Below are 20587 nucleotides of genomic sequence, written 5' to 3'. Positions count from 1 at the left end.
GGGGCGAGGTCTCCCACGGTCTGTACTGCGCTAACAGTCAGAAGCTGGCTTTGTCCCTCCTCCTCCCTTCAAGTCTAACCATACAAGCTGGCTTGCCGGCGATAGGGCCGGAACGGGCAACACAAGGCAAATTTTTTTGACCCGAAAGTCCGGTTCCGCCGCCCGGCAGCCGTGGCGTAGAGCGGGTGCCGAAAGCCATCGAATTAGGCTAGAATGCACGGCCTCTAAGCACACCCCTTCCTGAGGCTGTCCCGACGATGTTGATCCTGCGCGGCGCTCCTGCCCTTTCTGCCTTTCGCCACGGTAAATTACTCGAGCAACTGAGCCAGAAAGTCCCCGCTGTTACTGGTTTGTATGCCGAATTCGCCCACTTCGCCGATGTCGACGGCGAGCTGACCGCCGACCAGCAGCAGGTGCTGGGCCGTCTGCTCAAGTACGGCCCGAGCGTGCCGGTACAGGAGCCGACCGGCCGACTGTTCCTGGTCGTACCGCGCCTGGGCACCATTTCGCCCTGGGCCAGCAAGGCCAGCGACATCGCCCACAACTGCGGCCTGCAGTCGATCCAGCGCCTGGAGCGCGGCATCGCCTACTACGTTGCCGGCACCCTGAGCGACGCTGACGCTGCATTGGTCGCCGCCGAACTGCACGACCGCATGACCCAGCGTGTGCTGGCTCAGCTGGAGCAGGCGGCCGACATGTTCAGCCACGCCCAGCCCAAGCCGATGACCTCGGTGGACATCCTGGCCGGTGGCCGTGACGCGCTGGCCAAGGCCAACATCGACCTGGGCCTGGCCCTGGCCGAAGACGAGATCGACTACCTGGTCAATGCCTTCCAGGGCCTGAAGCGTAACCCGAACGACATCGAACTGATGATGTTCGCCCAGGCCAACTCCGAGCACTGCCGCCACAAGATCTTCAACGCAAGCTGGGACATCGACGGCCAGGCTCAGGACAAGAGCCTGTTCGGCATGATCAAGAACACCTACCAGATGCACAACGAAGGCGTGCTGTCTGCGTACAAGGACAACGCCTCGGTCATCGTCGGTAACGTGGCCGGCCGTTTCTTCCCGAACCCTGAAACCCGCCAGTACGGCGCGGTGCAGGAGCCGGTGCACATCCTGATGAAGGTGGAAACCCACAACCACCCGACGGCCATTGCCCCGTTCTCCGGCGCCTCCACCGGCTCCGGCGGCGAAATCCGCGACGAGGGCGCTACCGGCCGTGGCGCCAAGCCCAAGGCTGGCCTGACCGGCTTCACCGTGTCCAACCTGCGCATTCCGGGCTTCGAGCAGCCATGGGAGCAGGCCTACGGCAAGCCGGAACGCATCGTCGACGCCCTCGACATCATGATCGAAGGCCCACTGGGCGGCGCCGCGTTCAACAACGAATTCGGTCGCCCGGCCCTGACCGGTTACTTCCGTACCTTCGAGCAGGCCATCAACACCCCGCACGGCGAAGAAGTGCGTGGCTACCACAAGCCGATCATGCTGGCCGGTGGCATGGGCAACATCCGTGAAGACCACGTACAGAAAGGCGAGATCACCGTCGGCGCCAAGCTGATCGTGCTCGGCGGCCCGGCCATGCTGATCGGCCTGGGCGGCGGCGCCGCTTCGTCGGTGGCGACCGGTGCCAGCTCGGCAGACCTGGACTTCGCCTCGGTACAGCGTGAAAACCCGGAAATGGAGCGCCGTTGCCAGGAGGTCATCGACCGCTGCTGGCAGCTGGGCGACGCCAACCCGATCGCCTTCATCCACGACGTTGGCGCCGGTGGTATCTCCAACGCCTTCCCGGAGCTGGTCAACGATGGTGGCCGTGGTGGCCGCTTCGAACTGCGTAACGTGCCCAACGACGAGCCGGGCATGGCCCCGCACGAAATCTGGAGCAACGAATCGCAAGAGCGTTACGTGCTGGCTGTCAGCGCGGTCGACTTCGAGCGTTTCCAGGCCATCTGCGAGCGTGAGCGTTGCCCGTTCGCCGTGGTCGGTGAAGCCACTGAAGAGCCGCACCTGACTGTAAGCGACAGCCACTTCGGCAACACCCCGGTGGACATGCCGCTGGACGTGCTGCTGGGCAAGCCGCCACGCATGCACCGTTCGGTTACCCGCGAAGCCGAGCTGGGCGATGATTTCGACCCAAGCAAGCTGGACCTGGACAACGCCGTGCAGCGCGTGCTCAGCCACCCGGCCGTGGCCAGCAAAAGCTTCCTGATCACCATCGGCGACCGCACCATCACCGGCCTGGTTGCCCGCGACCAGATGGTCGGCCCGTGGCAGGTACCGGTGGCCGACTGCGCCGTCACCGCCACCAGCTTCGACGTCTACACCGGTGAAGCCATGGCCATGGGCGAGCGTACCCCGCTGGCACTGCTGGATGCCCCGGCGTCCGGCCGCATGGCGATCGGCGAAACCCTGACCAACCTGGCCGCTTCGCGCATCGAGAAGCTGTCCGACATCAAGCTGTCGGCCAACTGGATGTCCGCTGCCGGTCACCCGGGCGAAGACGCCCGCCTGTACGACACTGTCAAGGCTGTCGGCATGGAGCTGTGCCCGGAGCTGGGCATCACCATTCCGGTCGGCAAAGACTCGATGTCGATGAAGACCAAGTGGAGCGACGAGGGCGTCGAGAAGAGCGTCACTTCGCCGATGTCGCTGATCATCACCGGCTTCGCCCCGGTCACCGACATCCGCAAGACCCTGACCCCGCAACTGCGCATGGACAAGGGCGAAACCGACCTGATCCTGATCGACCTGGGCCGCGGCAAGAACCGCATGGGCGCCTCGATCCTGGCCCAGACCCACGGCAAGATCGCTGCCCAGGCACCGGACGTCGACGATGCCGAAGACCTCAAGGCCTTCTTCGCCGTAATCCAGGGCCTGAACGCCGACGGCCACCTGCTGGCCTACCACGACCGCTCCGACGGCGGCCTGGTTACCACCGTGCTGGAAATGGCCTTTGCCGGCCACTGCGGCCTCGACCTGCACCTCGACCCGCTGACCGACAGCAAGGGCGACGTGCCGGCCATCCTCTTCAACGAAGAGCTGGGCGCGGTCATCCAGGTTCGCCAGGATGCCACCCCGGACGTGCTGGCACAGTTCAGCGCTGCTGGCCTGGGCGAAGGCTGCGTCGCGGTGATCGGCAAGCCGGTCAACAACGGCGAAGTGTCCATCAGCCTGAACGGCGAAGTGCTGTTCGACGACGACCGTCGCATGCTGCAGCGCCAGTGGGCTGAAACCAGCTATCAAATCCAGCGCCTGCGCGACAATGCCGACTGCGCCGACCAGGAATTCGACCTGCTGCTTGAGGAAGACAACCCGGGCCTGTCGGTGAAACTGGGCTTCGACGTCAACGACGACATCGCCGCCCCGTACATCAAGAAGGGTGTGCGCCCGCAAGTGGCCATCCTGCGCGAGCAGGGCGTCAACGGCCAGGTCGAGATGGCTGCTGCGTTCGACCGCGCCGGCTTCGCTGCCATCGACGTGCACATGAGCGACATCCTTGCTGGCCGTGTCGACTTCGAAGCCTTCAAGGGCCTGGTTGCCTGCGGTGGCTTCTCGTACGGTGACGTGCTGGGTGCCGGTGAAGGCTGGGCCAAGTCGGCGCTGTTCAACGCCCGTGCCCGCGACGCCTTCCAGGCCTTCTTCGAGCGTACCGACAGTTTCGCCCTGGGCGTGTGCAACGGTTGCCAGATGATGTCCAACCTGCACGAGCTGATCCCGGGCACCGAGTACTGGCCGCACTTCGTGCGTAACCGCTCGGAGCAGTTCGAAGCCCGTGTGGCCATGGTCGAGGTGCAGAAGTCCAACTCGATCTTCCTGCAGGGCATGGCCGGTTCGCGCATGCCGATCGCGATCGCCCACGGCGAAGGCCATGCCGAATTCGCCAGCGAAGAAGCATTGCTGGAAGCTGACGTGTCCGGTTGCGTGGCCCTGCGCTACGTCGACAACCACGGCAAGGTCACCGAAGCCTACCCGGCCAACCCGAACGGCTCGCCGCGTGGCATTACCGGCCTCACCAGCCGCGACGGCCGCGTGACCATCATGATGCCGCACCCGGAGCGTATGTTCCGCGCCGTGCAGAACTCCTGGCGCCCGGATGAGTGGCAGGAAGATGCCGCGCTGATGCGTATGTTCCGCAATGCGCGGGTATGGGTGAACTAAGGCGTGTACAAGCTCGCCTTCTTCGTCCCCGCCAGCCATGTCGAAGTGGTCAAGGCCGCTGTGTTCGCCGCGGGTGGCGGGCGCATCGGTGACTATGACCACTGCGCCTGGCAAACCCTGGGCCAGGGCCAGTTCCGCCCGTTGAGCGGCAGCCAGCCGTTCCTCGGGCAAGCCGGCCAGGTTGAGGTGGTGGAGGAGTGGAAGGTGGAGCTGGTGGTGGCAGACGAGCTGATCGCTCAGGTCGTCGCTGCGCTCAAGCAGAGCCACCCGTACGAGACGCCAGCCTACGAAGTCTGGCGGCTCGCCGAGTTCTAGACCGCATCAAGCCTATCGCCGGCAAGCCAGCTCCCACAGGGATATCACCATTTTCAGACCCTGTGATATCCCTGTGGGAGCTGGCTTGCCGGCGATAGGGCCCTACAACCCAGCGACAATCTCCTTGCCAGGCTCAGGCCGCTTCAACATTCCACAAGCCAGCAACCCCACCTCGAACAGCACCCACATCGGCACCGCCAACATCGTCTGCGAAAACACATCAGGCGGCGTCAATATCATCCCCACCACAAAGCACCCGACGATCACGTAGGGCCTGCTGCGCCGCAACGTGGCCACATCCGCCAACCCCACCCAGACCACGATAAACGTTGCCACCGGGATCTCGAACGCCAGGCCGAACGCCAGAAACAGCGCCAGGATAAAGTCCAGGTACTGGCTGATATCGGTCATCATCGCCACGCCGTCCGGCGTCACACTGGCAAAGAAGCCGAACATCATCGGGAACACCAGGAAGAACGCGAAGGCCATGCCGCCGTAGAACAGCACGATGCTCGACACCAGCAGTGGCAGGGCAATACGCCTCTCACGGCGGTACAGCCCCGGCGCCAGAAAACCCCAGGCCTGGTGCAGCAGCAGCGGCATGGCCACGAACAGCGCGCACATCGCCGTGAGTTTGAAGGGCGTGAGAAACGGCGAGGTGACGCTGGTGGCGATCATGCTCGCGCCTTCTGGCAAAAAGCGCCGCAGCGGTTCGGATATCAGCGTGTACAGCGTCTGGGCAAAGGGGAACAGGCCGGCAAACATCAGCGCCACCAGCGCCAGGCAACGCACCAGGCGTTTGCGCAGGTCACGCAGGTGTTCGGTCAGCGGCATGCTGGCCGCCGGGTCCATGGCAATACTCATGAGGCGTTTTCCTTGGGGGCGGCGACCGTGGCGGCATCATTGGCCGGCTCCGTGTTCAGGCTGATGCCTTGGCGGATTTCCTGTTCCAGGCGCTGCAACGGCGCGCTGTCGAGGTTGGGCAGCTCGATCTCGCGTTCAACCTGCGTGCGCAAGGCATGCATGGCCCGGCGCGCCTGGCCAAGGCCGCGGCCCAGGGTGCGCGCTGCCACTGGCAGGCGCTCCGGGCCCAGCACCAGTAGCGCGACGACGCCGACCAGCAGCAACTCGCTGAAGCCTACCTCGAACATCAGGCCTGACGATCCGCTTGTGGTTGTTGCGCGGCCTGGCCGTTTAGCGGGGCTTGTTGCTGTACTTGCGGCTGGCCAGGGGCATCGACGTCGTTGTCACCGCCCATGGACTTGCGAAAACCCTGGATCGCCTCGCCCACATCGCTGCCCAGGCCCTTGAGGCGCTTGGTGCCAAACAGCAGGAACACGATCAGCAGTACGATCACCAGTTGCCAGATTCCAATGCCACCCATTGCGACCACTCCTGTAAGGTCATGAAAAGGAAGGGCAATCCTGCCTCGTGTAGATGACGGGCACATGACGAACGGCCATTGCCATCTACCTGCAACACGCCGCGTGTTGACTGGCGTCTTTATTCCGCGAGCGAGGCACGCACGGATGGGTGGCAGGCAACAACAGGGGGCGGCCCTGTTGATGGTGATGGTGGTACTGGCGATGCTGGCGGCGGGCATGGCCTGGCTGGTGGAAGATGGCCGACGTCAGGTGGATGAAGTGCGCCTGCTGCACCAGCGGGTGCAGGCGCGGGCGATGGAGCAGGCCGGCCTGGCTTATGCCGGGCAGGCCCTGCGCGACCCCGCCTGGCGGCTTAGCCCGTTGTTCTGGCAGGCGTTGCGTGGGCAGCCACTGAACTATGACTTTGGCGCCGGCCAGGCGCAGTTGCGGGTGCGCGACCAGCACACCTGCTTTAACGTCAATGCGCTGCTGGGTGGCGATGGCGAGCGTGCCGAGCGCCAGCTGCGCTACCTGCTGGGCGACGACATGGCGGCCGAGCGCCTGGTCGATGCGCTGGCCGACTGGCTTGACGCCGACAGCGATACCCGCCTGCAAGGTGCCGAAAGTGCCCAGTACCTGCGCCAGCAACCGCCGCGTCTGGCGGCCAACCAGCCGATGCTGGACACCAGCGAGCTGAACTTGCTGCTGGAGCCGGATGCAGGCCGGCAGAGCCGTTACCCGATGCTGTGCGCCTTGCCGCAGGTGACTGGCTGGCGGCTGAACGCCAATGCGCTTGGGCTGGAGCATCTGCCGTTGCTGGAGGCGTTGTACGAGGGGCGTTTTTCGCGTTCGCTGCTCAGCCGCATCATCAGTGGCCGGCCTGCGTCAGGGTACGTGGATGCGGGCGCACTGCGTCAGGCGTTGGGGGCGGTGGATGACGAGACGTTCGAGCGGCTGAGCGAAGGTTTGCTGCTCAACAGCGGGTATTACCTGTTGCAGCTGTCGTTCGAGGAAGAGGGGCGAGTGATGCGCAGCGAGTTCCAGGTGGAGGCCCTGGGGGTAGTGCAATGGCATGCCCGGGTGCCGGCGCAGCAAGTGCGGGTGCGTAGCCGGGAGCCTATAGCCTGGTAAGTTTTACTGGCCTCTTCGCGGGCAAGCCCGCTCCCACAGGTACTGCACAGGTTTTGAAATCTGTGCGGTCCCTGTGGGAGCGGGCTTGCCCGCGAAGAGGCCAGTAAAGCCAGCACAAGGCTGGCTGTACCACACCGGATCAGGCGGTGCCGATCTCCCCGCCATCATTACGCTGGATCACCACCGTCGAAGCCCGCGGCCTTACCGTTGCCCCAGCCGGCGTAGCATCGGTGGCCTTGTCGGTATACGGCCAGTTCCCCGGGTGCTGAATGTTCACGAACAGTGTCTTGTTGTCCGGTGTAAAGGTAATCCCGGTCACCTCACACTCATTCGGCCCAACGAAGAAGCGGCGCAGGTTCACCTGGTTCTGCGCATTCACCGGCACCTGCTTGCCACTGGCATCCACCAGGTCAGAGGGGATCACAGCCAGCAGTTGATCGTTGGTGTAGTCGGTGAGGGTGCTTTCGCCGTTGTCGGTCTCGAACCACAGCACGCCACGGCTATCGAAGCTCATGCCATCCGGGCTGGCGAACTGGTTGAGTTCGGTCAGCCCGGAACGGTTGATGTCGGCCGTGCCGGCAGCGTTGGCGCCGAATACGAAGATGTCCCAGGTGAAGCTCAGCTGGTCGTCGCTGTCGTGCCAGCGAATGATGTGGCCGTGGCGGTTTGGGCCGCGCGGGTTGGCCGCATCGACCTTCTCCGGGGTGCGTGCGCTGTTGTTGGTCAGGGTCAGGTACACGTCGCCGTTCAGCGGGTTGACCGTGGTCCATTCCGGGCGGTCCATCGGCGTAGCGCCCACGGCATCACCCGCCCCACGGGTGTTGAGGATGATGCCTGGCAAATCACCGTAAAGCGCACCCAGGGTGCTGCCGTTGGTGGTGGCGGTGCCTACGTCCAGCAGCAGCCATACGCCGGTGCCGTCGGCATTGAAGCGGGCCACGTAGAGCTTGCCCTGGTCCAGGTACTTGGCGCCGGTGGCCAGGCGGTCGGCCGGGTTGGCATCGGCGGCGTCCCACACGGCGGTGGACACCCACTTGTACAGGTACTCGTTGTTCGAGTCGTCACCCATGTACCACACCAGCGGCTTGCCGGCGACGGGCAGGCCCGGGGCGCAGCCCTCGTGGCGGAAGCGGCCCAGCGCAGTGCGCTTGGTGGCCAGGGTGCTGCTGTTGTACGGGTCGATCTCGACAATGTAGCCGTAGGTACTGGCTTCGTTGCGGTAGTCGTCGGTGGCGCTGGCGCCCTTCACGGTAACGTCGAAACGGGCGAATTCGTCAGCCACTTCGGTGCTGTCACCGGCAGCGGTTTCCCACTTGTACTGGCCGCTGGAGGTGCCCACGCCAATGCGGCGCTGGTCTTCGGGGCGGGTGCCCTTGTTGACGAAAATGCCAGGCCAGTTCTCTTCACAGGTGAGGTAGGTGCCCCACGGGGTGTAGCCGTTGCCGCAGTTGTTGTTGGTACCGCGGCAGTGGGTGCCAGCGGTGGAGTACTTGGTCTTCACGTGGTCGGTGCCACGCAGCGGGCCGGTGATTTCCATGCGCGAGGCGGTGGTGAAGCGGCGGTTCAGCGGGTCGTTGTCGACTACCTGCCAGCGGCCGTTCACCTTCTGCAGGCGCACCACGCCAGCGCCGTGGGCGTTGATTTCCTTGCGCACTTCTTCAACCGGGCGTTTGCCGTTCACGTCTGTGGTCGGGCCGGCCGGGTGCAGTGCGGCGGTATCGATGTACTCGAAGTTGATCGCCAGCAGGCCGTCTTCGGAGCTGCCGTTGATGGGGAAGAAGTGCATGCCGTCATGGTGCATGCCCATGGCGTTGGCCTGGTCGGTCGAGGTGTTGCTGCCGTCGGACTTCCATGGGTTGCCGTTGCTGTTGATCGGTGTGCCCCACGGCGCCAGCACGTAGGCGCTGTAGCCGGCGGCCACCACGCAGGCGTCGGTGCGCGAGCCCGGGATGGACTGGAAGCCCAGCGCCAGTTTCGGCACTTCCGGCTCGGTAACAGGCGGCTCGGTTACCGGTGGCTCGGTGACCGGGTCATCGTTATCGGAACCGCCACCGTCGAAGCAGCCTGTCAGGCCGGTACCGGCAATCATGGCGATGGCGGCACCCAGGCTGCCGCGCATCACGCTGCGCCGGCTCAGGTAGGCGTCCATGACAGTGGCCATTGGCAAGTTGCCGCTTTGGTTCCGGTCCAGGTTGTCGCCGGTATCTCGACTCATCAGGGTGTCCTTATATTGGCTGAGTTAGAGGAAACCGCGACTTTAGTGCGCAAATATGATGATTCATTGGCAGAAATGTTAACGGGCTTTTAAAACGACTCGATCTTAGAAAATCACCTGACAGATCAATTTGGAATGCCTGTCGGAATTCTGCCATCAAACTGTCATGCCAACGCCGCAACATCCGGAGCCCTGAATGAACATGGATAAGGATGGCGGGTTCGATGGCAAGCAGCATGCACAGGCGCGAAGTGATTGGCTGGATGGGTATCGGGGCCTTGGCCCCATTGCTCGGCGCCTGCTCTGCTTTCCCGGCGCAGCAGGGCGGTAACGCCCACCTTGACCTGCTGTATGTGGCCGATACCCTCGATGCCCGCCAACCCGGCCAGGCCGTGGTGCCGGCTACCCGCCTGGGGCCGGTCAGCCATTTGGGCCGTGCACCGTGGATGACGGGCAGCAGCGCCAGCCTGGCCTACCCGCAACTGGCGCCGTTGCTTGATGCCCGCCAGGCAAGTGGCGCCCAGTTGGGTGGGTATGCGGTGCTGGGCGCGCTGCTGGAGCAACTGCGCGCCGAGGCGGGTGCAGGCAATAGCCTCACCCTGGAAAACGGCCAGGGCTGGAATGGCAGTGGCCTTGCCTACCTGACCCAAGGTGAGAGCGGCGTACAAGGTAGCCACCTGCTGGGCAGCGAGGTGCGCGTCAGCAGCGACGAACGCGTGTTGTGGCCGCAGCGCAGCCAGGGGCTGTATCGGCAGGCTAGCGCCATTACCTTGGGGGCCGGGCTGGCGGACGCGCAGCGCCAGGCATTGGGGCTGCAAGCCTTGCAGGTCTTCGAGCGCGGCGGCGCCCGTATTGCCGTGGTCGGTGTCACGGACCCCTATGCCCAGGATCAGAAAGCCTCCCTGAAACAGTGGTACCAGTCTTTGCAGCCCGTGTTCGAACAGGCCCGGCGCGAGGCCGACCTGGTGGTGGCCATGGCCGATGTCGGAACCGGCCCGGGCCTTTGGCTGGCCGAGCGGGTGCCGCAGGTGGATGTGGTGCTGTGTGCCCGCGGCCAGGATCTGTGGCCGGCACCGGTGGAGGTGACCCAGGCCAGCGGCCGACGCGTGCCAGTCGTGTTCGCCGGCTGCCGGGGTAGCGGTGCAATGCGCCTGCGTTGCCAGCAGGTGGCGGGCGTATGGCAATTCGACGGGCGTTTCTTCCCGGCCTTTGAGCAGCAACTCGCACCCGCCGCACAACTTCGTGCCGGGCAGCTGGAGGCAACGCTCCGCCAGCAGCGCGCTGGCCATGCGGCGTGGCTGGATCAGCCGCTGGCCCGCGCGCCACAGGCATTGTGGCGCCGCGATACCCGAGGCGGCAGCTGGGATCGGCTGCTGCATCAGGCCTTGGCTGACGACAGCAGCATGCCCGTGTTGCTGCCAGGCCTGCGCTATGACTACCCGCTGCCCGCGGGCGCGTCCATCACCCGCGAACACCTGATCAGCCTGACCGGTGGCTACCCGGCGCCCGTGGTCGAAGCGCCGGCCCGGCAGGTGGAACAAGTGCTGGAGAACGCGGCAGAGCAACTGTTCGGCGACCCGCTGCTGCTGGACAACAGCCAGGACCTGCCACGCTGGCAGAGCCAGGCCTGGGGTGTCAGCTACAGCCCGCAAGGCAAGCGCATCACTGGGCTGGAGCCGGTACAGGGCCTGTGTCGCACCTTCGGCCTGCAATTCGAAAGCCAGGCGGGTGAACCCCTTTGGCAGCGGGTAGAAGCCTGGCTCGCCCGCCAGCCGGCCGGCTGGCAGCTGGCGCCGCTGCAATTGCCCGAAGTGCGCTACGTGCAGGGACACCCTGGCTGGCACCCACGGCAGTTGGCCTCGTGACGTTCGCCTCTCGCCTGTTCACAGGCGCAGGCCTGACCCTGGCCGGCTGGCTGGCGGCCCAGTGTGTGTTGCAACTGGGCCGCCAGCCGCAACCCGCCACAGCGCCGGCCCCTGTCGACACGCCGCTGCCTGGGCTGATGGTCGGCCACTGGCAAGCGCCGGTCGATGACGCTGCCATCGCCATCACCCGCCTGCCGCTGCAATACCTGGGCGGCCTCAAGGCCCAGCCGCTGGCAGCCAGCGTGGTGGTGCTGCGCTACGGCGAGCAGGTGCGCACCCTGGCCCGCGGCCAGCGCCTGGCGCCGGGGATCGTGCTGCAGGACATCGACAGCGATGGCCTGATTTTCAACAACCAGGGGCGACGTGAACGCCTGCCCTGGCCGCCACGCCCCGCCGTGACCGGCTTCAAGCGCCAAGGATGAACGATGCCTGTTAGATACTGCGTGGCGGCCGCACTGAGCCTGGCCCTGTCCATGGCCTGGGCCGAAGAGCCGGTGTTCGATGACAACGGTACGCCGATGTACGAAGTGAACTTCGTCGACACCGAACTGGGCGAGTTCATCGATAGCGTGTCGCGCATCACCGGCACCACCTTCATCGTCGACCCCCGGGTCAAGGGCAAGGTCACCGTGCGCACCGTCGACCTGCACGACGCCGATGCCATCTACGACATCTTCCTGGCGCAGCTGCGCGCCCAGGGTTACGCCACCGTCGACCTGCCCAACGGCAGCGTGAAGATCGTCCCCGACCAGGCCGCGCGCCTGGAGCCGGTGCCGGTGGAAGCCGGTGGGCAGCAGGGGGAGGGCAGCGACAGCGTGGCCACCCGCGTATTCAAAGTGCGCAACGCCGCCAACGAACAGGTGCTGGGTATCCTCAAGCCCCTGATCGACCCGCGGGTCGGGGTGATCACCCCATACCCGGCGGCGCACCAGCTGGTGGTCACCGACTGGCGCAGCAACCTCGACCGCATCGCCAGCCTGCTGCGCCAGCTCGACCGCCCGCAAGAGGCACCAAGCAATGGCAGCACCCAGGTGATCTACCTGCGCCATGCCAATGCCGGCGAAGTGGTCAAGGTATTACGCGGGCTCAGTCAGGAAGGTGCGGTGCCCGCTGAAGGGGCGGGTGAAGGTGAGGGCAAGGACCCGCCCGTGGTGGCTACCAGCGGTGGCCCGGGCATTCGCCTGGAATATGAAGAAGGCACCAACGCTGTGGTCATGGTCGGCCCCGACAGCGAGCTGGCCGCCTACCGCGCCATTGTGGAGCAGCTGGACATTCGCCGAGCCCAGGTGGTGGTGGAGGCGATCATCGCCGAGGTGTCCGACAGCAGTGCCCAGGAGCTGGGCGTGCAATGGCTGTTTGCCGACGAAAAATTCGGTGCCGGTATCGTCAATTTCGGCAGCAACGGGGTAAACATCGCCAACATCGCAGGGGCCGCTGCCAGCGGCGACAACGAAGCACTTGGCGACCTGCTGTCCGCCACCACCGGCGCCACGGCGGGCATCGGCCATTTCGGCGGCGGGTTCAATTTCGCCATGCTGGTCAATGCGCTGAAGGGCAAGAGTGGTTTCAACCTGCTGTCCACGCCCACCCTGCTGACCCTGGACAATGCCGAGGCTTCCATTCTGGTCGGCCAGGAAGTGCCTTTCGTCACCGGCTCGGTCACGCAAAACAACGCCAACCCCTACCAGACCATCGAGCGTAAAGAGGTCGGGGTGAAGCTGCGCATCAAGCCGCAGATCAATGTCGACAACAGCGTGCGCCTGGACATCGTCCAGGAAGTGTCTTCCATCGCCGAGTCCAGTGCGGCCAGCGACGTAATCACTAACAAGCGCGAGATCAAGACCAAGGTCATGGTCGAAGACAATGGCCTGGTCATTCTTGGCGGCCTGATCAGCGACGAGCTGAGCACCAGCAACCAGCGCGTGCCGCTGCTCGGCGATATCCCTTACCTGGGCAGGCTGTTCCGCTCCGATGCCACCAAGAACACCAAGCAGAACCTGATGGTGTTCATCCGCCCGCGCATCCTGCGCGATGGGCCCAGCCTTGCCGGGCTCAGCGAAGACAAGTACCGCACCTTGCAGCAGACCACGCCGCTGCAATTGCCGGACCTGGCAGAAGGCAAGCCGCTGTTGCAGGTGTTCCCCGCCAGCCGTGCGCGCCTGGAAGGCGGTGACTGGTGATGCTGCCATACCGCCAGGCACGCCAGAGCGGCGTGGCCATGGCCTTGACGGAACAGGGCTGGCAGCTGTGGCTGCGGCCCGACGCCGACAGTGCCCAGTTGCAGGAGCTGCTGCGCGTGCATGGCCAGCCCGGTGCGCTTGAATACCTGGAAGCTGCCGCGTTCGATGAACGCCTTGGCCAGCTGTACCAAACCGGCGATGCTGCCACCGAAGCGCTGATCGAAGGCATCGGCGACCAGGTCGACCTGGACAGCCTGATGAGCGAAATGCCGCGCATCGAAGACCTGCTGGAAAGTGATGACGAAGCCCCGGTGATCCGCCTGATCAACGGCCTGTTCGGCCAGGCCCTGCGCCTGCGTGCTTCGGATATCCATATCGAAACCTTCGAGCAAAACCTGGTGGTGCGCCTGCGGGTCGATGGCCACCTGCGCGAAGTGTTGCGCCCACCGCGGGCGCTGTCAGCCATGCTGGTGTCGCGGATCAAGGTCATGGCGCGGCTGGACATCGCTGAAAAGCGCCAGCCCCAGGACGGCCGTATCACCTTGCGTGCGGCTGGGCGCGAAGTGGACGTGCGGGTTTCGACATTGCCCGGCATTCATGGCGAGCGTGTGGTCATGCGTGTGCTCGACAAGCAGGCCAGCCTGCTGGCACTGGATAACCTGGGCATGCCGCCTGCCGTGTTGCAGGGCCTGCGCAGTTGCCTGGCGCGGCCCAATGGGATTGTGCTGTCTACCGGGCCGACCGGTTCGGGCAAGACCACCACCCTGTACGCCAGCCTCAACAGCCTCAACGATGGCAGCCGCAACATCCTCACCGTCGAAGACCCGGTGGAGTACGCCATCGCCGGCATCGGCCAGACGGCCATCAACCCGCGTGCCGGCCTGACCTTCGCCAGCGGCCTGCGCGCCATTCTGCGCCAGGACCCGGACGTGATCATGCTTGGCGAAATCCGCGACCAGGAAACCGCGCAGATCGCCGTGCAGGCCAGCCTCACCGGCCACCTGGTGTTGTCCACCTTGCACACCAACAGTGCCGTGGGTGCGGTGACCCGCCTGCGCGACATGGGCATCGAACCGTTCCTGATCGCCTCGTGCTTGCGGGGTGTGCTTGCCCAACGCCTGGTGCGGCGCTTGTGCAGTTGCGCCGTGGCGCATCCGCTGCAACCTGCCGAACGTGACCTGTGGCCGGAGCTGGCGGCGCTTGGCAGCAGCTACCACGCAGTCGGCTGCGAACAGTGCCAGGGCAGCGGTTATGTCGGGCGCCTGGGGCTGTATGAATTCATCGAACTGGATGCCGGGCTGATCGGCTTGCTGTACGACGGCGCCAGCGAACTGGCCATGCAGGATTACCTGGCCGAGCGCCGCCAGAGCCTGGTGGCAATGGCCAGCGATTGCCTGGCCCGTGGCGAGACCAGCCTGGCCGAAGTGCTGCGTGTGGTGCAGGGCTAAGGTATGCCGACCTATCGTTATCAGGCTGTCGACCTCGCTGGCAAAGCGCACAAGGCCAGCCTGCAGGCCGACAGCGAACGCCATGCGCGTCAGTTGTTGCGTGAACAGGGCCTGTTCGCCCGCCAGTTGCAGCGGCACGAAGCCGGTACCCGACAACCTCGGCGCCAACGCCTGAGCCGTGCCCAGTTGTGCGAGCTGACCCGCCAGCTGGCTACCTTGACCGGTGCCGGCATCCCGTTGGTCGATGCGTTGGCCACCCTTGAGCGCCAGTTGCGTCAGCCTGCCTTGCACAGCGTGTTGGTGGCCCTGCGCGGCTCGCTCGGCGAAGGCCTGGGCCTGGCCCGCAGCCTGGCGCGCCAAGGGGCGCCGTTCACGGGCTTGTACTGTGCGCTGGTCGAGGCTGGCGAGCGTTCCGGGCGCCTGGCGCAGGTGCTGACACGCTTGGCCGACCACCTGGAACAGGTGCAACGGCAACAACACAAGGCCCGTACCGCGCTGATTTACCCCACCGTATTGATGGGCGTGTCGCTCGCCGTGGTCGTGGGCCTGATGACCTTTGTGGTGCCCAAGCTTACCGAACAATTCGCCCACGCCGGGCAAAGCCTGCCGCTGATTACCTCGTTGCTGATCGGCCTGAGCCAGGGGCTGGTACACGCCGGGCCGTGGTTGCTGGGGCTGGCGTTGCTGCTTGGCGTGCTCGGCGGCTGGTTGCTGCGCAAGCCGCACTGGTGCCTGCGCCGCGACCAGCTGCTGCTGCGCCTGCCGCGCATCGGCAGCCTGTTGCAGGTGCTGGAAAGCGCACGCCTGGCACGCAGCCTGGCGATTCTCACTGGCAGTGGCGTGGCCCTGCTCGAAGCCTTGCAAGTGGCCACCGAAACCGTCGGCAACCGGCGCATCCGCCTGGCCATGGAGCAGGTGCGCCAGCACGTCCAGGGCGGTACCAGCCTGCACCGTGCGCTGGATGCCAGCCAGCAATTCCCGCCGCTGCTGGTGAACATGGTCGGCAGCGGTGAGGCCAGCGGCACCCTGGCCGACATGCTTGAACGTGTGGCCGATGACCAGGAGCGCGGTTTCGCCCGCCAGGTGGATACCGCCATGGCGCTGTTCGAACCCCTGATGATCCTGGTGATGGGGGCCGTGGTGCTGTTCATCGTGCTGGCCGTGCTGCTACCGATCATGCAACTCAACCAGGGCCTGCAACTGTGAAGACAAGGAGTATTGCCATGCAGCATCGACGTAACCGCCAACGCGGTTTCACCCTCATGGAAATCATGGTGGTGATCTTCATCATCGGCCTGCTGATCGCCGTGGTCGCGCCCAGCGTGTTGGGCAACCAGGACAAGGCCATGAAGCAGAAGGTGATGGCCGACCTGGCCACCCTGGAACAGGCCCTGGACATGTACCGGCTGGACAACCTGCGCTTCCCGAGCGGCGAACAGGGCCTGGCTGCGCTGGTGAAAAAACCGAGCCAGGAACCGCTGCCACGGGCCTGGCGCAGTGACGGCTACGTGCGCCGCCTGCCGGAAGACCCGTGGGGCACCCCGTACCAGTACCGCATGCCCGGTGAGCATGGCCGGGTCGATGTGTACTCGCTGGGTGCCGATGGCCAGCCGGGCGGCGAAGGCCAGGATGCCGACCTGGGTAACTGGGAGTTGTAAGGGTGCGGCGTCAGCGGGGTTTCAGTCTCATCGAGTTGCTGGTGGTGCTCGCCATCGCTGGCCTGATGACGAGCCTGGCGGTGGCCGGGTTGGGCAGCGGCAAGGCCCGTGTCGACCAGGCTTTGCAACGCCTGGCTAGCGAGACCAGGGACCAGGCTGCGCTGGCCCGGCATGCCGGGCAACTGCGTGGCCTGCGCTGGAATGGTCAACGCCCGGAGTTCGTGCGGCGTGAAGAGAATGCCTGGGTGGTCGAACCCATTGCATTGGGAGACTGGCCCAAGGGCCTGCAACCGGACTGGCCCGCCAGCCCGCAGCCTCGCCTGCTGTTTACCCCGCATGGCTGGGCACAGCCGGGCAGCGTGCGCTGGCGCTGGGCCGATGGTAGCCAGCAATGGGCCTGGAGCCGCGACGGCCGCTTGCAGGTTGCCCCATGAAGCAACGTCAGCGCGGGTTCACCTTGTTGGAAGTGACCGTCGCCCTGGCAATTGCCGCCGTGCTCGCGGTAATCACCAGCCAGGTGTTGCGCCAGCGCCTGGCCGTGCAGGGCAACCTGCAACAGCACCGCCTTGGCCTGCTGTGCGCGCGTGAACTGCAAACCCGCTTCGCCGTCGAGCAATTCTGGCCTGTTGCCAACCAGGCAGGGGGCGAGCTGAGCCAGGGTGGCCAACAGTGCCACTGGCAACTGCAACTGCGCCGCACCGGCGTGCGCGACTTGCGTCGCGGCGAACTGCAACTCTACGCCGACCGTGACCAGCGCCTGCCTCTGGGCCAGTACACCGTGTTTCTGGAGCGCCCATGACTTACAGAAGTCGAGAAGCCCGCACGGCCTCTGTGGGAGCGGGCAAGCCCGCGAATCAGGCGACGCGGTGGATGGCACCGGCTATGCCGGTGTTCGCGGCGGTTCGACGCATCGACGTGCCCGCTCCCACAGGGGGGGTATATACCCGCCAGAGTAGATTGCGATCTGCAAAACACCGCCAGGCAGGGCTGACCCTGATCGAACTGATGGTCGCCCTGGCCCTGACCGCCTTGCTCGGCATCATGCTCGCCGCCTTGGTCAATGGCTGGATGAAAGTGCGTGAACGCCTGCAAGTGACCACCCAGGAAACCTCGGTGCTGGATTTCTGCCTGGCCCTTGAACGCCGCTTCGACAGCCCGGTCCTGCGCCGTGTCTACGACCAGCGCCTCCCTTTGGCCAGCCGCTGGCTGGACTGGCAGCCGGTAAGCAAGCAGTTGCAATGGGTTGCCAGCACTGGCCTGCCGGAAGCCGAAGGCGGCTCGCGGCTGCAACGCCAGCGGCTGCGCTTCGAGGCCCGTGAGCAGCGCCTGCTATTGGAAAGCTCGGCCGACCTGTATGCCGCCGCGGCCCCACGTTGGCTGCAGCGCGAGCAACTCGACCGGGTAAGCGCGATGAATGTCCTGTACTACCAGGGTGGCCGCTGGCTGGCCTGGCCTTCCGACCAACCTGCGCACCCCGGCCGTGGCGTGCGCCTGGAATTGCAGCGTGATGGAGCACCCTATGTCTGCACCTTTGCCCTTCCGTGGGGGCGTTCATGAGCGTTGAATGGCTGCGACGTGCATCTGCTCAGCCGTGGTTGTTGCTGCGCCCGGGGGGTGTCTGGCACTGGGCACTGGCTGAGGGCGGGATTGTGCTGCGCCAAGGGCAGGGCGAACCACCGGCGAAGCTGCAAGCCCGGGTCGCACTGGTTTTGCCTGCCGAGGCGTGCAGCCTGTTCCGCGTGCCAGCCCCACCTGGGCTCAAGCGGGAAGAGTGGCCGTTGTTGCTCGAAGACCGCTTGATGCAGGCGCCGGACGAAGTGACTTGCGCCTGCCTGGCCCGCGAGCCTGGCTACCTGCGCTTGCTGGTTGTGGCACGTCAGCAACTGGAAGGCTGGCGCGTGCAGTGTGCTGCATGGGGATTGCAGGTTGAGCGTTGCTGGGCGGAGTTGCAGTTGCTGCCCACGGCAGAGCCGGGTACTGCCTGGCACTGGCAACGAACGCCCGGTATGTCCTTGTACAAAGGCTTGCCCGAGGGCCAGCAGGAACACTGGTTGGCGTGGCCCGATGCGCTGGGAGAAATGCCGCAGCAACCGTGGGCACAGCTGCAAAAGGTCTCATTGAGGGGCGACTGGCCAAGCACGTTGCCCGCCCTCGATTCGATGCCTGGCGTGTTCGAGCCTGCCCGCAAGGCCCTTTCATTGCCTGTGGTTTCGCGTGGGCAGCAACAGCTGTTGGCTGCTTGCCTGGTGCTGACGGCCGCCTGGGGCAGCCTGTGGTTGAGCCAGCAATGGCGTCAGGCACAACTTTGGCGTACCCAGGTCATTGCCGTGACAGGCGAGCAGGCCAGCCCACGGCACGCCGCCCAGGCGCTCAAGCGCTTGCGTGAAAGCGCGTTGCAGCAGCAACTGCGCACACGCCAGCTCGAAGACCTGCAGGCGGCTGTGCAGGCCTGGCTCAATGATCACCCCGGCTGGCGCCTGCGAGCGGTGCGCTTCGATGGCCAGCACTGGCAACTGCGCCTGGAGGGCGACGGCGCAGCGCCGCCCTGGCAAGAAATCGCCAAGGCCGCGGGTGCTGCCGTTACGGTTCAAGGTGGCGAAGTGGTGTTCGATTTGGGAGCCGCAGCATGAACCGGGACTGGATACAGCGTCATCGATTGAAGTTCGCCTGGTTGCTGGTTGCCGTGTTGCTGGCCCTCCTGGCGCTGCGCTGGGGTTTGGCGCAATGGCGTGAACTCAGCCAGTGGCGAGGGCTGGCCGAGCAAGCCGCCAGTTTGCAGGGTGGCCCTGGCGTGAGCATGGAGCGTCTGAAGCAGTCGGCCGAGGCGCGGCAGGTTGCACTGGCCGAGGTGGATACGCAAGGCCAAGCCTGGCAACTGCGCGGGCAGGTGGCCGATACCCGGGTGCTGCAAGACTGGTTGCAGGCCCTGCGCAGCGAAGGCGTACAGCCGCTGCAATGGGGGCTGGAGCAGGATGGCAAGGCATTGCGTTTCGACCTGCTGGTGCAGCCATGAGCCGAAAAGCCGTGGCGTGGGTACTGCTGGTATTCGGCCTGACATTGTTGGTGGAGCTCCCTGCCGGCTGGGTCGCACGCGGCTTCGACCTGCCAATGCAAGCAGCTCGTGGCAGCCTGTGGCAGGGCCAGGCGCAACAGTTGGGGCCAGTCGGGCCACTGCGCTGGTCGGTGCAGCCTTGGCGCATGCAGGCAACTGCGCAGCTAGGGTTTCAGGGCCAGGCCTGGCAATTGCGTGCCGAAGGCTGGCCATGGCGCTGGCGGATAGAAGCAGCGGCCATGGAGCCCCAGGCGACGGTGGCCACGGATTACCGCCTGGCCGGGCTGTGGCAGGGCGTAGTACGCATGCAGGGGGAAGGGCGGCAATGCCTGGGCAGCCAAGGCCGCGTTACGGTGACTGACCTGGCGCTTAGCGCGCCGTGGTCGCTGGGCCTGGGGCAGGGCTGGCTGGAAATGGATTGTCGCAGCGGCTGGCGGCTGCGTGGGCAGTTGGCGCAACAGGGGCAGCACCAGTTGTCCGTGGATGCCGACCTGCCAGCACGGCGGGCCCAGGTAGCGTTCGAGTTGCAGCCTGAGTCGACGTTGACGCCATTGCTGCGCGGAGCACAATGGCTCGGGCCGCAGGCGCTGGCAGGGCAGCGGGACTTGCGCTGGTAAGCCCGCAGGCGCCGTCAGGCTGCCAGGCCTAAGGGCGAATCTCGATCAACGTCCCGTCCCGCACCAGGTCCCACACTTCCTGCATGTCACGGTTACGCATGGCAATGCAGCCATCGGTCCAGTCCAGGGTATGGAAGTACCATTCCGGGTACTCGTCGTTGATCGGAGTGCCGTGAATCATGATCATGCTGCCGGCACTCACCCCTTCGCGGGTGGCACGGGCGGCGTCGCTGATGTTCGGGTAGTTGATGTGCATGGCCAGGTTGAAGCGGTCGCTTTGCTTGCGCCAATCCAGCCAGTACAGGCCTTCGGGGGTTTTCTTGTCGCCCTCGCGCTCCTTGGCGCCCTTGGGCTGCTTGCCCAGGGAAATGCGGTAGGTCTTCAGCGGCTCGCCACGGCTGATCAGTTGCAGGCGGCGCTCGGACTTGATCACCAGCACCTTGTCGATCAGCGGTTGCATGGCCTGCTGCGAAGGCGATGGCGTTTGCGCTGCCGGCACGGGCTTGCGGATGATGGTCTCGGTGAAGGCCGCCTGGGACACCGAGGTAACGCAAAGGCAGAAAAGGGCAAGCAACCAGCGCATGT

Annotated in this window: 20 protein-coding genes; 15 read left to right on the top strand and 5 right to left on the bottom strand. The window is 65.4% G+C overall.

Annotated features, from left to right (window positions below):
* The first annotated feature begins 257 nt into the window (after window positions 1-257).
* Window positions 258-4157 carry a phosphoribosylformylglycinamidine synthase gene (purL, locus tag ACFY9W_RS12510; RefSeq protein WP_391130452.1) on the top strand — a complete coding sequence of 1300 codons (3900 nt, stop codon included), beginning with the start codon at window positions 258-260 and terminating at the stop codon, window positions 4155-4157.
* 3 nt (window positions 4158-4160) lie between these two features.
* A complete protein-coding gene (locus tag ACFY9W_RS12505; RefSeq protein WP_391130449.1) occupies window positions 4161-4472 on the top strand; it encodes an NGG1p interacting factor NIF3 in 312 nt (103 codons plus the stop codon).
* A gap of 102 nt (window positions 4473-4574) precedes the next feature.
* On the opposite strand, the gene tatC is transcribed toward ACFY9W_RS12505, so the two are convergent.
* The 3 genes from tatC to tatA are packed head-to-tail and all read right to left on the bottom strand — an operon-like array spanning window position 4575 to window position 5856.
* Window positions 4575-5336, bottom strand: a complete 762-nt coding sequence (tatC, locus tag ACFY9W_RS12500; protein WP_391130446.1) for a twin-arginine translocase subunit TatC — start codon at window positions 5334-5336, stop codon at window positions 4575-4577.
* A complete protein-coding gene (gene tatB / locus ACFY9W_RS12495; RefSeq protein ID WP_300025220.1) occupies window positions 5333-5623 on the bottom strand; it encodes a Sec-independent protein translocase protein TatB in 291 nt (96 codons plus the stop codon). The genes tatC and tatB overlap by 4 nt, the downstream gene beginning before the upstream one ends.
* Window positions 5623-5856, bottom strand: a complete 234-nt coding sequence (tatA, locus tag ACFY9W_RS12490) for a twin-arginine translocase TatA/TatE family subunit (protein WP_391130441.1) — start codon at window positions 5854-5856, stop codon at window positions 5623-5625. The genes tatB and tatA overlap by 1 nt, the downstream gene beginning before the upstream one ends.
* 145 nt (window positions 5857-6001) lie before the next feature.
* Here tatA and gspK point away from each other — a divergent pair, with 145 nt between their 5' ends.
* Window positions 6002-6967 carry a type II secretion system minor pseudopilin GspK gene (gene gspK, locus ACFY9W_RS12485; RefSeq protein ID WP_391130437.1) on the top strand — a complete coding sequence of 322 codons (966 nt, stop codon included), beginning with the start codon at window positions 6002-6004 and terminating at the stop codon, window positions 6965-6967.
* Between the two features lie 139 nt (window positions 6968-7106).
* On the opposite strand, the gene ACFY9W_RS12480 is transcribed toward gspK, so the two are convergent.
* Window positions 7107-9182: an alkaline phosphatase PhoX gene (locus ACFY9W_RS12480; protein WP_391130435.1), complete on the bottom strand. Its 2076-nt coding sequence runs from the start codon at window positions 9180-9182 to the stop codon at window positions 7107-7109.
* Window positions 9183-9406: 224 nt separating this feature from the next.
* On the opposite strand from ACFY9W_RS12480, the gene ACFY9W_RS12475 reads away from it, so the two are divergent.
* The 12 genes from ACFY9W_RS12475 (at window position 9407) to ACFY9W_RS12420 (ending at window position 20002) form a co-directional block, all read left to right on the top strand.
* Complete coding sequence (locus ACFY9W_RS12475; RefSeq protein ID WP_391130432.1) at window positions 9407-11047, top strand: lipoprotein UxpA; 1641 nt, start codon at window positions 9407-9409, stop codon at window positions 11045-11047.
* Window positions 11044-11469 (top strand): pilus assembly protein PilZ, encoded by a 426-nt coding sequence (locus tag ACFY9W_RS12470; RefSeq protein ID WP_391130429.1) that lies wholly within the window; start codon window positions 11044-11046, stop codon window positions 11467-11469. Before ACFY9W_RS12475 ends, ACFY9W_RS12470 begins: the two co-directional genes overlap by 4 nt.
* 3 nt (window positions 11470-11472) lie before the next feature.
* Window positions 11473-13227 carry a type II secretion system secretin GspD gene (gene gspD, locus ACFY9W_RS12465; protein WP_391130426.1) on the top strand — a complete coding sequence of 585 codons (1755 nt, stop codon included), beginning with the start codon at window positions 11473-11475 and terminating at the stop codon, window positions 13225-13227.
* Window positions 13227-14675 (top strand): ATPase, T2SS/T4P/T4SS family, encoded by a 1449-nt coding sequence (locus tag ACFY9W_RS12460; RefSeq protein ID WP_391130462.1) that lies wholly within the window; start codon window positions 13227-13229, stop codon window positions 14673-14675. The genes gspD and ACFY9W_RS12460 overlap by 1 nt, the downstream gene beginning before the upstream one ends.
* Window positions 14676-14678: 3 nt before the next feature.
* A complete protein-coding gene (gspF, locus tag ACFY9W_RS12455; RefSeq protein WP_391130423.1) occupies window positions 14679-15881 on the top strand; it encodes a type II secretion system inner membrane protein GspF in 1203 nt (400 codons plus the stop codon).
* Window positions 15882-15898: 17 nt separating this feature from the next.
* Complete coding sequence (gspG, locus tag ACFY9W_RS12450; protein WP_391130420.1) at window positions 15899-16333, top strand: type II secretion system major pseudopilin GspG; 435 nt, start codon at window positions 15899-15901, stop codon at window positions 16331-16333.
* A gap of 2 nt (window positions 16334-16335) precedes the next feature.
* Window positions 16336-16767 (top strand): type II secretion system minor pseudopilin GspH, encoded by a 432-nt coding sequence (gspH, locus tag ACFY9W_RS12445; protein ID WP_391130417.1) that lies wholly within the window; start codon window positions 16336-16338, stop codon window positions 16765-16767.
* The gene (locus ACFY9W_RS12440; protein WP_391130414.1) at window positions 16764-17132 is read left to right on the top strand and encodes a type II secretion system protein; all 369 of its coding nucleotides are present in this window, start codon (window positions 16764-16766) and stop codon (window positions 17130-17132) included. The genes gspH and ACFY9W_RS12440 overlap by 4 nt, the downstream gene beginning before the upstream one ends.
* Before the next feature lie 158 nt (window positions 17133-17290).
* Window positions 17291-17890: a prepilin-type N-terminal cleavage/methylation domain-containing protein gene (locus ACFY9W_RS12435; protein ID WP_391130411.1), complete on the top strand. Its 600-nt coding sequence runs from the start codon at window positions 17291-17293 to the stop codon at window positions 17888-17890.
* The gene (locus ACFY9W_RS12430) at window positions 17887-18963 is read left to right on the top strand and encodes a GspL/Epsl periplasmic domain-containing protein (RefSeq protein WP_391130408.1); all 1077 of its coding nucleotides are present in this window, start codon (window positions 17887-17889) and stop codon (window positions 18961-18963) included. The genes ACFY9W_RS12435 and ACFY9W_RS12430 overlap by 4 nt, the downstream gene beginning before the upstream one ends.
* A complete protein-coding gene (gspM, locus tag ACFY9W_RS12425) occupies window positions 18960-19346 on the top strand; it encodes a type II secretion system protein GspM (RefSeq protein ID WP_391130405.1) in 387 nt (128 codons plus the stop codon). The genes ACFY9W_RS12430 and gspM overlap by 4 nt, the downstream gene beginning before the upstream one ends.
* Entirely contained in the window at window positions 19343-20002 is a 660-nt protein-coding gene (locus ACFY9W_RS12420; protein WP_391130402.1) for a hypothetical protein, read from the top strand. Before gspM ends, ACFY9W_RS12420 begins: the two co-directional genes overlap by 4 nt.
* Before the next feature lie 28 nt (window positions 20003-20030).
* Here ACFY9W_RS12420 and ACFY9W_RS12415 read toward each other — a convergent pair whose 3' ends face one another.
* The gene (locus ACFY9W_RS12415) at window positions 20031-20585 is read right to left on the bottom strand and encodes a murein L,D-transpeptidase family protein (RefSeq protein WP_105946866.1); all 555 of its coding nucleotides are present in this window, start codon (window positions 20583-20585) and stop codon (window positions 20031-20033) included.
* Between the last annotated feature and the right edge of the window lie 2 nt (window positions 20586-20587).

Origin of the sequence: Pseudomonas sp. NPDC008258 (assembly GCF_042956345.1) — a bacterium.
GTDB lineage: Bacteria > Pseudomonadota > Gammaproteobacteria > Pseudomonadales > Pseudomonadaceae > Aquipseudomonas.
The sequence above is the reverse complement of the archived record's forward strand: the minus strand, read 5'-3'. Positions and strand labels throughout refer to the sequence as shown.